This is a genomic window from Streptomyces sp. NPDC060184 (assembly GCF_042728795.1).
Lineage (GTDB): Bacteria > Actinomycetota > Actinomycetes > Streptomycetales > Streptomycetaceae > Streptomyces.
Genome location: NZ_JBHWYX010000019.1, coordinates 1 through 14,389, shown reverse-complemented (window position 1 = coordinate 14,389; position 14,389 = coordinate 1). Strand labels below are relative to the sequence as shown.

At 71.4% G+C, this 14,389-nt stretch carries 11 protein-coding genes; all 11 read left to right on the top strand.

What is annotated here, in order from left to right:
* The first annotated feature begins 14 nt into the window (after positions 1-14).
* The 11 genes from ACFWEE_RS15015 to ACFWEE_RS14965 all read left to right on the top strand — a co-directional run bounded on the left by ACFWEE_RS15015 (position 15) and on the right by ACFWEE_RS14965 (position 14,258).
* Entirely contained in the window at positions 15-917 is a 903-nt protein-coding gene (locus ACFWEE_RS15015) for a dihydrodipicolinate synthase family protein (protein ID WP_386889374.1), read from the top strand.
* Positions 914-2,641: an L-arabinonate dehydratase gene (gene araD, locus ACFWEE_RS15010; protein ID WP_386889245.1), complete on the top strand. Its 1,728-nt coding sequence runs from the start codon at positions 914-916 to the stop codon at positions 2,639-2,641. The genes ACFWEE_RS15015 and araD overlap by 4 nt, the downstream gene beginning before the upstream one ends.
* Positions 2,642-2,771: 130 nt before the next feature.
* A complete protein-coding gene (locus tag ACFWEE_RS15005) occupies positions 2,772-3,701 on the top strand; it encodes a sugar ABC transporter permease (RefSeq protein ID WP_327175087.1) in 930 nt (309 codons plus the stop codon).
* Positions 3,698-4,606, top strand: a complete 909-nt coding sequence (locus ACFWEE_RS15000; RefSeq protein WP_386889243.1) for a carbohydrate ABC transporter permease — start codon at positions 3,698-3,700, stop codon at positions 4,604-4,606. Before ACFWEE_RS15005 ends, ACFWEE_RS15000 begins: the two co-directional genes overlap by 4 nt.
* A gap of 6 nt (positions 4,607-4,612) precedes the next feature.
* A complete protein-coding gene (locus ACFWEE_RS14995) occupies positions 4,613-5,773 on the top strand; it encodes a Gfo/Idh/MocA family protein (RefSeq protein WP_386889241.1) in 1,161 nt (386 codons plus the stop codon).
* Positions 5,770-6,597 (top strand): PmoA family protein, encoded by an 828-nt coding sequence (locus tag ACFWEE_RS14990; protein WP_386889240.1) that lies wholly within the window; start codon positions 5,770-5,772, stop codon positions 6,595-6,597. Before ACFWEE_RS14995 ends, ACFWEE_RS14990 begins: the two co-directional genes overlap by 4 nt.
* On the top strand, positions 6,594-8,135 hold the full coding sequence (locus ACFWEE_RS14985) for a family 43 glycosylhydrolase (RefSeq protein ID WP_386889239.1): 1,542 nt from the start codon (positions 6,594-6,596) through the stop codon (positions 8,133-8,135). The genes ACFWEE_RS14990 and ACFWEE_RS14985 overlap by 4 nt, the downstream gene beginning before the upstream one ends.
* 347 nt (positions 8,136-8,482) lie before the next feature.
* Entirely contained in the window at positions 8,483-10,495 is a 2,013-nt protein-coding gene (locus tag ACFWEE_RS14980) for a pectinesterase family protein (RefSeq protein WP_386889238.1), read from the top strand.
* Between the two features lie 62 nt (positions 10,496-10,557).
* A complete protein-coding gene (locus tag ACFWEE_RS14975; RefSeq protein ID WP_386889236.1) occupies positions 10,558-11,892 on the top strand; it encodes an ABC transporter substrate-binding protein in 1,335 nt (444 codons plus the stop codon).
* A gap of 120 nt (positions 11,893-12,012) precedes the next feature.
* Positions 12,013-12,837 carry a rhamnogalacturonan acetylesterase gene (locus ACFWEE_RS14970; RefSeq protein ID WP_386889234.1) on the top strand — a complete coding sequence of 275 codons (825 nt, stop codon included), beginning with the start codon at positions 12,013-12,015 and terminating at the stop codon, positions 12,835-12,837.
* A gap of 95 nt (positions 12,838-12,932) precedes the next feature.
* On the top strand, positions 12,933-14,258 hold the full coding sequence (locus ACFWEE_RS14965) for a polysaccharide lyase family 1 protein (protein WP_386889232.1): 1,326 nt from the start codon (positions 12,933-12,935) through the stop codon (positions 14,256-14,258).
* Positions 14,259-14,389: the final 131 nt, after the last annotated feature.

Below are 14,389 nucleotides of genomic sequence, written 5' to 3'. Positions count from 1 at the left end.
AAAGGCCAGTTGGCATGGACCTCATCCCGCTCAAGGCGGCCCTCGCCGACGTCGTGGCGATCCCCGTGACCCCGTTCGCCGAGGACGGGACGATCGACAAGGACACCCACCGGGCGCTGCTGCGGCGGCTCCTCGACGGCGGCGTCCGCATCGTCACGCCCAACGGCAACACCGGGGAGTTCTACGCGCTCACCCCGAAGGAGCGGCGGGCCGTCACCGAGCTGACCATCGACGAGGTGAGAGGCCGGGCCACCGTCCTGGTGGGCGTCGGGCACGACGTGCCCACCGCCGTCGCCGCCGCCGAGCACGCCCGGGACGCGGGCGCGGAACTGGTCATGGTGCACCAGCCGGTCCACCCGTACGTCTCCCAGGACGGCTGGGTCGACTACCACCGCGCGATCGCCGAGGCGGTCCCGGAGCTCGGCGTCGTCCCGTACATCCGCAACCCGCTGCTCGCCGGTGAGCGGCTCGCCGAACTCGCCGACCACTGCCCCAACGTGATCGGCGTCAAGTACGCCGTCCCGGACGCCGCCCGCTTCGGTGCCTTCGCCCGGGACGCGGGACTGGACCGGTTCGTGTGGATCGCCGGCCTCGCCGAGCTGTACGCCCCCTCGTACTTCGCCACCGGCGCCACCGGCTTCACCTCCGGCCTCGTCAACGTCGCCCCCGCCGTCTCGCTCGGCATGCTGGAGGCGCTGCGGGCGGGCGACTACGCCGCCGCGATGAAGGTCTGGGAGCGCATCCGGCGCTTCGAGGAGCTGCGCGCCGACCGGCAGTCCGCCAACAACGTCACCGTGGTCAAGGAGGCGCTCGCGGTCCTCGGCCTCTGCCGCCGCGACGTCCGCGCCCCCAGCCGGGTCCTGCCCGAGGCGCAGCGCGCCGAGGTCGCCGACCAGATCGCCGGGTGGTCCGTGTGAACACCCGCATCGCTCCCGAGGAGCTCCGCAGCCACCAGTGGTACGGCACCGACGGACTCCGCTCGTTCAGCCACAAGGCGCGTACCCGGCAGCTGGGTTACCTCCCCGAGGAGCACCTCGGCAAGCCGGTGATCGCGATCCTGAACACCTGGTCCGACATCAACCCCTGCCACGTCCACCTCCGTGACCGGGCGCAGGCCGTCAAGCGCGGGGTGTGGCAGGCGGGCGGCTTCCCGCTCGAATTCCCCGTCTCCACCCTGTCGGAGACGTTCCAGAAGCCGACCCCGATGCTCTACCGGAACATGCTCGCCATGGAGACCGAGGAGCTGCTGCGCTCCTACCCGGTCGACGGGGCGGTGCTGATGGGCGGCTGCGACAAGTCGACCCCCGCGCTGCTGATGGGCGCCGCCTCCGTCGACCTGCCGGCCGTCTTCGTACCGGCCGGACCGATGCTGCCGGGCCACTGGCGCAACGAGGTCCTGGGCTCCGGCACCGACATGTGGAAGTACTGGGACGACAAGCGGGCCGGCATCATCGGCGACTGCGAGATGGCCGAACTGGAGAACGGGCTCGCGCGCTCCCCGGGCCACTGCATGACGATGGGCACCGCGTCCACCCTGACGGCCGCCGCCGAGGCGCTGGGCGTCACCGTCCCGGGCGCCTCCTCGATCCCGGCCGTCGACTCCGGCCACGACCGGATGGCCGCGCAGTCCGGCCTCCGTATCGTCGAACTGGTGTGGCAGCAACGAACGTTGTCGCAGATCCTCACCCCGGAAGCGTACGAGGACGCCGTCGCCACCGTCCTCGCGCTCGGCGGCTCCACCAACGCCGTCATCCACCTCATCGCGATGGCCGGCCGCTCCGGCATCAAGCTCTCCCTGGACGACTTCGACCGCATCGCCCGCACCGTGCCGGTGCTCGCCAACCTCCGCCCCGGCGGCAAGTACCTCATGGAGGACTTCCACTTCGCGGGCGGGCTCCCCGGCTTCCTCTCCCGGCTCACCGACGTCCTCCACCTGGACCGGCCCACCGTCACCCACGACACCCTGCGCGAACAGCTCGCCGGGGCCCTCGTGCACGACGACGACGTCATCCGGGACCGTGGGAAGCCGCTCGCCGACGAGGGCGGGGTCGCGGTGCTCCGCGGCAACCTCTGCCCGGACGGCGCGGTCATCAAGCACATCGCGGCCGAGCAGCACCTGCTCCGCCACACCGGGCCCGCCGTCGTCTTCGACGACTACCGGGAGATGCAACGCACCATCAACGACCCGGCCCTCGCGATCACCCCGGACCACGTGCTGGTGCTCCGCAACGCCGGCCCCAAGGGCGGCCCCGGGATGCCCGAGTACGGCATGCTGCCGATCCCGGACTACCTGCTGAAGCAGGGGGTGCGCGACATGGTGCGGATCTCCGACGCCCGGATGAGCGGCACGAGCTACGGGGCGTGCGTGCTGCACGTCGCGCCCGAGTCGTTCGTCGGCGGCCCGCTCGCCCTCGTCCGCACCGGCGACCCCATCACCCTCGACGTGGCGGCCCGCCGCCTCAGTCTCGACATCGACGACGAGGAACTGGAGCGCCGCCGCGCCGCCTGGACCCCGCCGCCCGCCCGGTACGGCCGCGGCTACGGCGCGCTCTACCAGGACCAGATCACCCAGGCCGACACCGGCTGCGACTTCGCCTTCCTGGCCCGCGAGGGCGACGTACCCGACCCGTACGCCGGCTGACACCGGCCGCCGCAGCACTCCGGCGCACCCCCTCCGTCCGCGAAGCCCTCCGGGGCCTCGCACGGCAAGGAGAAAGCGCTTGCAGCAGGACCGCACCACGACCGGAAACACGAGAGAACGGAGAGGTGTCATGGCACAAGCCGCCGCCGTGGCCAAACCGCCCAAGGTGCCCAGGCGCCGTTCGGCGAACCCCCGCAAGCTGCCCTATCTGCTGATCGCGCCCGCCGGTCTGCTGATGGTGGGGTTCATCGCCTATCCGGTCATCAGCGTCTTCTACTACAGCCTGCAGAACTACAACGTCACCAAGCCCTGGCGGAACGGCTTCGCCGGACTGGACAACTACACCAGGATCTTCACCGACGACGACCAGTTCTGGACCACCCTCGGCTTCAGCGCCCAGTGGGTCGTCACCCAGGTCAGCCTCCAGCTCGTGCTGGGACTCGCCCTGGCGCTGATCGTCAACCAGTCCTTCATCGGCCGCGGCATCTCCCGCGCGATGGTCTTCTCGCCCTGGGCCGTCTCCGGTGTACTGACCAGCACCATCTGGATCCTGCTCTACAACTCTTCGACGGGGTTCAGCCGTTACCTCGCGGACGCCGGAATCGGCGACTACGGCACCTCGGTCCTCTCCGACACCGGGACCGTGTTCTGGGCCGCCACCGTCTCCGAACTCTGGCGCGGCGTCCCCTTCTTCGCCATCCTCATCCTCGCCGACCTCCAGTCCGTCTCCAAGGAGCTCTACGAGGCGGCCTCGGTGGACGGGGCCGGACGGTTCCGGCAGTTCTTCCACATCACCCTGCCGCACCTGCGGGACGCGATCGTCCTTTCCACCCTGCTCCGCGCGGTCTGGGAGTTCAACAACGTGGACCTGCTGTACACCCTCACGGGCGGCGGCCCTGCGGGCGTCACCACCACGCTCCCGCTCTACGTCGCCAACACCGGCATCGACGGACACGACTTCGGCTACGCGTCCGCGCTGACCACCGTCGCCTTCGTCATCCTGCTCTTCTGCTCGATCGTCTATCTGCGCCTGAGCAAGTTCGGAGGCGACCACAAATGACTGCCGCACTCGCCGAGAAGACCGGCACCACCTCGCCTCCGGTCGCCGACGTGCCGCCCCCGGCCGGCAACCGCCGCCGCGGACGCGAGCGCGGGTACGACGACGTCCCGCGCTGGCAGATCTACGTGCCCCTCGGCGTCTACCTGCTCTTCACACTCATCCCGTTCTACTGGATGCTCCTCTTCGCCGTCCGCCCCGCGGGCTCCACCTCGCTGGTGCCCTGGCCGATGACCGGCGAGCACTTCGAGAAGGTCTGGACGGAACGCAGCTTCGCCGTCTTCTTCCAGAACAGCATGATCGTCGGCATCGCCACCCTGATCGCCACCACCCTGGTCGCGCTGGCCGGCGGATACGCCCTCGCCCGCTTCGACTTCAAGATCAAGGGCGCCTTCATGCTGGCGCTGCTCTGCTCGCAGTTCATCCCGGGCGCGCTGATGCTCGTACCGCTCTTCGAGATCTTCAAGAACCTCCGGATGATCAACTCGCTGGGCAGTGTGGTCATCGCGGAGACCGTCTTCCAGCTCCCCCTGTCGATCATCCTCATCAGCGGGTTCATCAAGAACGTGCCCGTCACGCTGGAGGAAGCCGCCTGGGTGGACGGATGCTCGCGCTTCCGCGCCTTTTGTGCCGTCGTCCTCCCGCTGCTGCGCCCCGGGCTGATCGCCGTCGGCTCCTTCGCCTTCGTGCACAGCTGGAACCACTTCCTGTTCGCCCTGATGTTCCTCAGCGAGCAGGACAAGCAGACGATCCCGGTCGGCCTGAACACCCTCATCGGCGCGGACAGCGTCGACCTGGGCGCGCTGGCCGCGGGCGGAGTCATCGCCGCGGTCCCCGTGGTGATCGTCTTCGCCTTCATCCAGAAGTGGCTGATCACCGGCTTCAGCGCCGGTGCGGTGAAGGGCTGACCCGCGATGACCACCCCCCTCCCGATCGTCCTCGCCGGCGCCAGGGGCCACGGCCGCTGGCACCTCGCCAACATCGAACGCCTCCAGCGCCAAGGCGTCGTCCGGCTCGCCGGGATCTGTGAACTCGACCCCCTGACCGACGCCGAACTCGGCGCGTTCGCCGGGGAACACGTGCGGCAGTCCTCCGACTTCGGGGCACTGCTCGACGCCACCGGAGCCCGCGCGGCCGTCGTCTGCACCCCGATCCCGACCCACACGGACCTCGCCCTGACCGCCGCGCGGCGCGGCGTCCACCTCCTCCTGGAGAAGCCCCCGGCGGCGACCTTCGCCGACTTCACCCGGATGAGCGAGGGCGTACGGGAGGCGGGCACCGCCTGCCAGATCGGCTTCCAGTCCTTCGGCTCGCACGCCGTGCCCGCCATCCGCGACCTCGTCGCGGACGGCGCGATCGGTTCGCTCCGGGGGATCGGCGCGGCCGGCGCCTGGGTGCGCGAGGAGGCCTACTACCGGCGCGCGCCCTGGGCCGGGCGCCGCCGGCTCGGCTCCACCGACGTGGTCGACGGGGTCCTCACCAACCCGCTCGCCCACGCCGTCGCCACCTCCCTCGAACTCGCGGACCGGGGCACCGCCGCGGACGTCGCCGACATCGAGACCGAGCTCTTCCGGGCCCACGACATCGAGGCCGACGACACCAGCAGCCTCCGCGTCACCACCACCGACGGCCTGACCGTCACGGTCTGCGTCACCCTCTGCGCCGAACGCGCCGCCGAACCGTACGTCGTCGTCCACGGCGACCGGGGCCGGATCACCTTCTGGTACAAGCAGGACCGGGTCCTCCTCCAGCGCGCCGGACACGGCCCCGAGGAGACCGTGCACGGCCGCACCGACCTGCTGGAGAACCTCGCCGCCCACCTCACCGACGGCACCCCCCTCCTGGTCCCCCCGCACCGCACCGGCGCCTTCATGCGCGTGGTCGAGGCGGTACGCACCGGAGCCGAGCCCGCCGCCCTGCCCGCCGACGCCTGGTACAGCGAACCCGCCACCCAGGGGCCCCGGCGCGTGGTCAAGGGCATCGACGCCGTGGTCGACGCGGGCGCCGACTCCCTCGCCCTCTTCTCCGAACTCGGCGTCCCCTGGGCCCGCTCCCGCGAGGTGAGCGCCTCGTGAACACGGTGCGCCTCAGCTGCGCGGGCCGCCCCGTGGGCCGCTACGGCTACCACCCCGACGTCCACGACGGCCGCCCCTACCTCCACCCCGTCACCACCCTCGCGGGCACCCCGGTCACCGAGGAACGCCCCGCCGACCACCTGCACCACCTCGGTGCCTCGGTCGCCGTGCCCGACGTCGCCGGGTACAACTTCTGGGGCGGGCGCACCTTCGTCCGCGGCCAAGGCCCCACCGTGCTCGACAACCACGGCGTGCAGCGCCACCTCGGGTGGAAGCTCCGCGACCCGGACGGCTTCGTGGAGGAGCTCGGCTGGGAGGCCGACGGCACCGAACTCCTGCGCGAACACCGCACGGTGGCCGTCGTCCCGCTGACCGACACCGCCTGGGCGCTGGACTTCTCCTTCTCCCTCACCAACCGGAGCCGTAACCCCCTGTCCATCGGCAGTCCCGCCACCAACGGCCGCCCCGGCGCCGGGTACGGCGGCTTCTTCTGGCGGGCCCCCAAGGAGGACCGGGCGCCCGAGGTGTTCAGCGCCGCCCGCGAGGGCGAGGCGGCGGTGCACGGCGCACGGGCCGACTGGCTGGCCCTCGCCGGCGACGGCTGGACCCTCGTCTTCGCCGGGGCGACCGGGGACACCCGGCGCGACCCGTGGTTCGTCCGCACCGCGGAGTACCCGGGCGTCGGCTCCTCCCTCGCGGCCGAGGACCGGCTGCCGGTGGAGCCCGGCGCGACCGTCGTACGGCGGATCGTCACCGTCGTCGCGGACGGGAAGCTCGGCCGCGACGAGGCCGCCGCCCTCGTCCGCAAGGTGGTGACCGCGTGAACCCGAGACCCTGGACCGCCGACCTCGGCGACGGCACCTACCGCAACCCGGTGCTCAACGCCGACTGGTCCGACCCGGACCTGGTGCGCGTCGGCGACGACTACTACCTCACCGCGTCCAGCTTCGGCCGCGCCCCCGGACTGCCGCTGCTGCACTCCCGGGACCTGGTCAACTGGTCCCTGATCGGGCACGCCCTCGACACCCTCGAACCGGCGGCCGACTTCGCCGCGCCGCGCCACGACCGGGGCGTCTGGGCGCCCTCGATCCGCCACCACGCGGGCCGCTTCTGGATCTTCTGGGGCGACCCCGACCACGGCATCCAGCAGATCAACGCCGAGGACGTGCGCGGCCCGTGGAGCGCACCGCACCTGGTGAAGGCGGGCAAGGGCCTGATCGACGCCTGCCCGCTCTGGGACGAGGAGACCGGCGAGGCCTACCTCGTGCACGCCTGGGCCAAGTCCCGCTCCGGGATCAAGAACCGGCTGACCGGCCACCGGATGAGCGCCGACGGCCGCGAACTCCTCGACGAGGGTACGACGTTGATCGACGGGGACCTGATCCCCGGCTGGTTCACCCTGGAGGGCCCCAAGGTCTACCGGCACGAGGGGGAGTTCTGGATCCTCGCCCCGGCCGGCGGGGTGACCACCGGCTGGCAGGGAGCCTTCCGGTCGAAGGACTTCTTCGGCCCGTACGAGGAGCGCGTCGTCCTGGCCCAGGGCCGCACCGCCGTCAACGGCCCCCACCAGGGCGGCTGGGTCCGCACCCCGGCGGGCGAGGACTGGTTCCTGCACTTCCAGGAGCGGGGCGCGTACGGCAGGGTGGTCCACCTCCAGCCGATGCGCTGGGACGGCGAGGGCTGGCCGGTCCTCGGCGACGAGGGCGAACCCGTCCTCACGCACGCCAAACCGATCGCCCCCGAACAGCCCGTGGAGGCACCGGCGTTCGCCGACGGCTTCCCCGGCGGCCGGTACGGCAGACAGTGGCAGTGGACCGCCAACCCGCGGGCCGGCTGGACCGTCGAGCACGCCGGGGACGGGCTGCGCCTCGCCTGTGTCCGCACCCCGCACGCGCACGACCTGCGGACCCTGGCGAACGTACTCGTCCAGCGCTTGCCCGCCGAGGAGTTCACCGTGGAGGTGGAGCTCGCCCTCGGCAGTGACGTCCCCGGGGCCAAGGCCGGACTCGCCGTGCTCGGCGACGCGTTCAGCTGGATCGGCCTCGAACGCGGCGAGGACGGCTCGGTGTCGCTCGTGCACCGGTACGCCGAGAGCGTCGCCGAGCACGAACGGGACGCCGCACCGGGCCGCCTGGCACCCGGGGGGCGGGTCCGGCTCCGCGTCGAGGTGAGCGCCGGGGCCCGCTGCCGCTTCCACGCCGACACCGGGGACGGCTTCCGCCCCTCCGGCCAGGTCTTCGCCGCCGAACCGTGGCGCTGGGTCGGCGCGCTGCTCGGCCTCTTCGCCACCGCCCCCGCCGGTACGGGCCCCGCGGGCACCGCCGAGTTCACCGCATTCGGCGTCCCCGCCCCGCCCGCCTGACCCGCATCACCCGCCCGACCCGCACCGCACGTACCCGCAGGACCGCACCACCCCGCACCACCCGAGGAACCCGCGCCACCGCCCGTACGCGCACCGTCGCGCGTACGGGCACCACCGCACACCGGTCGCCCCGCACCACCGCACGTCACGCACCTTCGCACCGGCACCTCGCACGTCACGCACTGCCGCACCGCCCGCACCGCCGCACGTCACGCACTGCCGCACCGCCCGCACCGCCGCACGTCACGTACTGCCGCACCGCCCGCACCGCCGCACGTCACGTACCGCCCGCACGGCACGTCGTACCGCCGTACGGACACATCCGCACCGCACGCAGGGGAGCCGCAATGACGCACCTCCGTACCTCGCGCACCCGGGGAAGCGCGCTCGCCGCCGCGCTCGCCCTGGCCGGGTCCTTCCTCCTGCCCGCGAGCCCGGCAGCCGCGGCGGGCCCGGCATCCGCACCGGCCGGCGCGGGACCCTCCGCCCGGCACGGGACATGGTCCGACGCCCCGCACGGGTTCGCCTCGCTGGCCGGCGGGACCACCGGTGGGGCGGGCGGCCCGGTCGTCACCGTCACGACCGCCGCCGGTCTGGCGCGGTACGCCGGTGCCGAAGGGCCGTACACCATCCGGGTCGCCGGCTCGCTGGCCGTCGAGCCCTTCGGTCACGACATCGACGTGACCTCGGACAAGACCATCGTCGGCGTCGGGGACACCGCTGAGATCGTCCACGGCGAACTCCATCTGAACCCCGGCACGCACAACGTGATCATCCGCAACCTCACCATCCGCGACAGTTACGTCGAAGGCGACTGGGACGGGAAGACCACGGACTTCGACGCCATCCAGATGGACACCGCCGACCACGTCTGGATCGACCACAACCGCTTCACGCGCATGGGCGACGGGCTGCTCGACATCCGCAAGGACAGCCGGTACATCACCGTCTCGTACAACCAGTTCGCCGACCACAACAAGGCGTTCGGGATCGGCTGGACGACGAACGTCACCACCGAGATCACCATCGACCACAACTGGTTCACCGGCACCAAGCAGCGCAACCCCTCGGCCGACAACTGCGCCTACGCCCACCTCTACAACAACTACGTCTCCGCGCAGGTCGCGGACGGCGACCCGGTGTGGACCTACGGCAACTGGGCGCGCGGCGCCACGAAGATGGTCATCGAGAACAGCTACTACAGGGACGTCCAGCACCCGTACCAGGCCGACGCCACCGCCCAGCTCGTGCAGCGCGGCTCGATCCTGAGGCACACCACGGGCCGCACCGACGCCCGGGGCGCGGCCTTCGACCCGCACGCCTTCTACCCGTACCGGCTGGACCGCGCCGCCGACGTGCCGGGGATCGTCACCCGTGACTCCGGCCCGCAGCAGGACATCGGCACCGACACCGTGCTGCGGGTCCCCGCCGACTACCCCACCGTGCAGGCGGCCGTCGACGCCGTGCCGCAGGGCAACGACGGGCGGATCACCGTGCGCCTGGCGCCCGGCACCTACCGGGAGCACGTCCGCGTCGGCAAGAACCAGCCGTACGTCTCCCTCGTCGGCACCGGCGAGCGCCGGTCCGACACCCTGATCGTCTTCGACACGCCGCAGGGCGAACTCAAGCCGGACGGCACCACCCAGGGATCCACCGGCAGCGCCACCGTCCTGGTGGAGGGCCACGACTTCACGGCCGAGAACCTCACCTTCTCCAACGACTTCGACGAGGCCGCCGTGGAGATCAGCGGCGAGCAGGCGCTCGCCGTGAAGACCACCGGCGACCGCCTGACCTTCGAGAACACCGCGTTCCTCGGCAATCAGGACACCCTGATGACCGACACCCCCGCGCTCACCCAGAAGGCCCGCGTCTACCTCACCGGCTCGTACATCGAGGGTGACGTCGACTTCCTCTACGGCCGCGCCACCACCGTCGTCGAGAACTCCGTGATCAAGGCGCTCAGCCGCGGCTCGGACACCAACAACGGCTACATCACGGCCGCTTCGACCTGGAAGGAGAACCCGTACGGCATCCTGATCACCCGCAGCCGGATCATCAGTGACGCCCCTCGGGACACCTTCCACCTCGGCCGCCCCTGGCACCCGAGCGGCAACCCGGACGCGATCGGCCAGGTGCTGATCCGCGAGACCTCGCTGCCCGCCGCCGTCAAGGCGAGCCCCTGGTCCGACATGAGTGGCTTCTCCTGGCGGGAAGCCCGGTTCAGCGAGTACCGGACCCACGGTCCCGGCGCCGCCGCCACCCCGGACCGCCCCCAGATGTCCCCGGCCGACGCCGCGCTCCACGAGGTGGGCGACTACCTCGCGGGCGACGACGGCTGGGCACCGCACCGCCGGCGCTGACGCCCCCCACCTGCACGGCGTACACGGCACATCCGTACCCACCCACAGAGAAGAGCAGAACCATGACCATGTTCAAGAAGTACCGGGGGCGCGCCGCGGCAGCGGTCTCGCTGACCGCGATGCTCGCCCTCACGGCCACCGCCTGCGGCGACGACGGCAGCAGCTCCGGCACCGAGGGCAGCGGCAAGGGCGAGATCACCTTCTGGGACAACAACGGCGGTCCGCGCACCGCCATCTGGACCGAGATCATCAAGGATTTCGAGAAGGAGAACCCGGACATCAAGGTCAAGTACGTCCCGATCCCGATCGCCGACGTGCAGTCCAAGTACGACACCGCCATCGCGGGCGGCGGCCTGCCGGACGTGGGCGGTGTGGGCACCGCCTACCTCGCCAACATCGTCTCCCAGGAGGCGCTGGAGCCGGTCCAGGACCGGATCGAGAAGTCCTCGCTGAAGGGCAAGCTCGTCGAGGGCATGGTCGCGAGCGTCAAGGACGCCGGCGGCCGGGGCGACGACATGTACTCCGTGCCGACCTCCGCGAACAACGGAACGCTCTGGTACAGGACCGACCTGTTCCAGGCCGCGGGCCTGGACGCCCCGTCCACCTGGGCGAAGTTCTACGAGGCGGCCGACAAGCTGACCGACTCCAAGAACAACAAGTTCGGCTACACCATCAGAGGCGGGGCGGGCTCGATCGCCCAGGCCCTGGACGCCGCCTACGGCCAGTCCGGCATCACGGACTTCTGGAACGGCGACACGACGACGGTCAACGACCCGAAGAACGTCGCGGCGCTGGAGAAGTACGTCGGGCTGTTCAAGAAGGCGACGCCGTCCGCCGACGTCAACAACGACTTCACCAAGATGGTGGCGCAGTGGGACACCGGCACCATCGGGATGCTCAGCCACAACCTCGGCTCCTACCAGGACCACGTGAAGGCGCTCGGCGACGGCAAGTTCGCCGGCATCCCGAACCCCATCGGTGACAGCGGCACCCGCGTCCAGGTCTCCAACCCGGTCGACGGACTCGGCCTCTTCCGCAGCAGCAAGAACAAGACCGCCGCGTGGAAGTTCATCGAGTTCGCCGCCTCGCACGCCTCCAACAGCAAGTGGAACGAGTCGGCCGGCGCCATCCCCGCCAACACCGAGGCCGCGCAGGACCCGTGGATCACCGCCTCCGAGCCGACCGCGCTCGCGGCCAAGGCCCTCACCGACGGATCCACCAAGATCGTGAACCTGCCGTACTACCTGCCCGACTGGAACAACATCAGCAAGGCCGACAACGAGCCGGAGTTCCAGAAGCTGCTGCTCGGCAAGGTCTCCGCGAAGGACTTCCTGGACAAGCTGGCCAACGAGCTGAACGCGGCCCAGAAGGAGTGGAAGGAACTGGGCAACGGCTGACCGGCGCCCGCCCGTTCGCACCCACCCCGCACGCCGGGGACGGCGGCGGCCCGGGACCACCCACCGCCGCCGTCCCCTCCATCCCGTCCCCTCCATCCCGTCCAGTGAGGCAGGTACACCGTGTCACTCACCCGCAGACGGACCGCCGCCGCGCTCGCGGCCCTGCCCCTCGCCCTCGCCGCCACACCGGCGACGGCGAAGAGCACCGGACCGCGCCCCCGTCCCCGCACCCTGCACATCGCCGGCGACTCGACGGCCGCGCAGAAGTACGCGGACGCGGCGCCCGAGACCGGGTGGGGCATGGCCCTGCCGTTCTTCCTCGGCCCCGGCCTGCGCGTCGCCAACCACGCGATGAACGGACGCAGTTCGAAGAGCTTCATCGACGAAGGGCTGCTCGCCGCGCTGCTCGGGGACGTCCGCGCCGGTGACTTCCTGCTCGTCCAGTTCGGGCACAACGACGAGAAGACCACCGACCCGCTGCGCGGCACCGACCCCTGGACCACCTACCAGGACCACCTGCGGACGTACGTCACCCAGGCCCACGCACGCCACGCCCGGCCCGTCCTGCTCACCCCGGTCGAGCGCCGCCGCTTCGCCGAGGACGGCACCGCCAGGCCGAGCCACGGCGAGTACCCGGCCGCCATGCGGGCCTTGGCCGCCGAGGAAGGCGTACCGCTGATCGACGCCCAGGCACTCACCCTGGCCCGCTGGCAGCAGCTGGGTCCGGACGCCACCCAGGACTACTTCAACTGGCAGGCGCCCGGGGAGTCCCCCAACTACCCGGACGGAGTGCAGGACAACACGCATTTCCAGCCGCGCGGTGCGCTCGACGTGGCCCGGACGACCGTCCGCGCCCTCCTGGACGCCCGCGTGCTCGCGCCCGGCGAGGTGCGCCGGCTCGACGCCCCCGTCCCCACCGAGTGGATCACCTGGCCGCGGCCATGACCCCCGATCTCCGCCCCACCGGACCACGGCACCGCCCGTCCCCCCACTCCGTCGCACGTCCCACCCCCATCCGTCGCAACGAACGAAGGAACCCCATGCCCGCACGCATGCGTCACATCCGTGCCATCACCGTGGTGATGGGCTGCGCGTCCCTCGCCCTCGCCGTGTCGCTGCCCGCCCAGGCCGCCTCCCGGCCGCACGCGAACCCGATCGAGCGCGCCGTGCTCCCCGCCCACGACGGCTGGGCCGCAGCGGACGGCTCGACCACCGGCGGTTCGGCGGCCACCCGCGACCACATCTACACGGTGACCAACCGCGCGGAGCTGATCGCGGCGTTCGAGGACGCCGGTGACGCCCCCAAGATCGTCAAGATCGACGGGACCGTCCACGGCAACTCCGACGTGAACGGCACCCCCATCGGCTGCGAGGACTACTACACCGGCGGCTACACCCTGGAGAAGTACCTCGCCGCCTACGACCCGGCGGTCTGGGGCACGGACACCGTGCCCAGCGGCCCGCTGGAGGACGCCCGCGCCGCCTCCGCCGCACTCCAGGCGGCGGCCGTCAACGTCAACGTCCCCTCGAACACCACCCTGATCGGCGTCGGCGACGACGCGACCGTCATCGGGGCCAGCCTGCAGATCAAGGACGTCTCGAACGTCATCGTCCGCAACCTGACCTTCGAGGACACCTACGACTGCTTCCCGCAGTGGGACCCGACCGACACCGACACCGGGGCCTGGAACTCCGAGTACGACAACCTCGTCGTCACCGGCTCCACCCACGTCTGGGTCGACCACAACACCTTCAGCGACGGCGACCGTCCCGACTCGGCCCAGCCGTACTACTTCGGCACGGTCTACCAGCAGCACGACGGGCTCTTCGACATCGTGCGCGGCGCCGACCTGGTCACCGTCTCGTGGAACGTCCTCAAGGACCACGACAAGACGATGCTCATCGGCAACAGCGACAGCGCGGGCGCGACCGACCGGGGCAAGCTCCGGGTGACCCTGCACCACAACCTGTTCCAGAACCTCAAGGAGCGCGCCCCGCGTGTCCGCTTCGGCCAGGTCGACTCGTACAACAACCACTTCGTGTCCACGGCCGGCAGCCCGTACGGCTACTCCTACGGCATCGGCATCGAGTCCCAGCTCGTCGCCGAGCACAACGCGTTCACGCTCTCCGCGGACCACGACCCGGCGCTCATCCTGAAGAAGTGGAAGGAGTCCCCGCTGACCGCGGGCGACAACTACGTCAACGGCAAGAAGACCGACCTGATCGCCGTCCACAACGCGGGCGTCCCCGCCGAGCAGCTCGCCTCGGGCGCCGGATGGACCCCCGTCCTGCGGACCAAGGTCGACTCGCCGCGCGCCGTTCCCGCGCTCGTGGACCGCGAGGCCGGAGCCGGCGGCCACTGCTGACCCCGTCCGCCCGGGGCCGTCGGCCGTCCCGGGCGGACCTCCACCGGCGGGAGAGCGTGCGGACTGTGCGGGTCCGCGCCCTCTCCCGCTCCGGTCCCAGGGCCCGGCCCGGTCTCGGGCCGGGCCCTGGG

Coding starts and splice junctions, on each gene's coding strand:
- ACFWEE_RS15015 (WP_386889374.1), top strand. CDS start 15: ATGGACCTCATCCCGCTCAAGGCGGCCCTCGCCGACGTCGTGGCGATC.
- ACFWEE_RS15005 (WP_327175087.1), top strand. CDS start 2,772: ATGGCACAAGCCGCCGCCGTGGCCAAACCGCCCAAGGTGCCCAGGCGC.
- ACFWEE_RS15000 (WP_386889243.1), top strand. CDS start 3,698: ATGACTGCCGCACTCGCCGAGAAGACCGGCACCACCTCGCCTCCGGTC.
- ACFWEE_RS14995 (WP_386889241.1), top strand. CDS start 4,613: ATGACCACCCCCCTCCCGATCGTCCTCGCCGGCGCCAGGGGCCACGGC.
- ACFWEE_RS14980 (WP_386889238.1), top strand. CDS start 8,483: ATGACGCACCTCCGTACCTCGCGCACCCGGGGAAGCGCGCTCGCCGCC.
- ACFWEE_RS14975 (WP_386889236.1), top strand. CDS start 10,558: ATGACCATGTTCAAGAAGTACCGGGGGCGCGCCGCGGCAGCGGTCTCG.
- ACFWEE_RS14965 (WP_386889232.1), top strand. CDS start 12,933: ATGCCCGCACGCATGCGTCACATCCGTGCCATCACCGTGGTGATGGGC.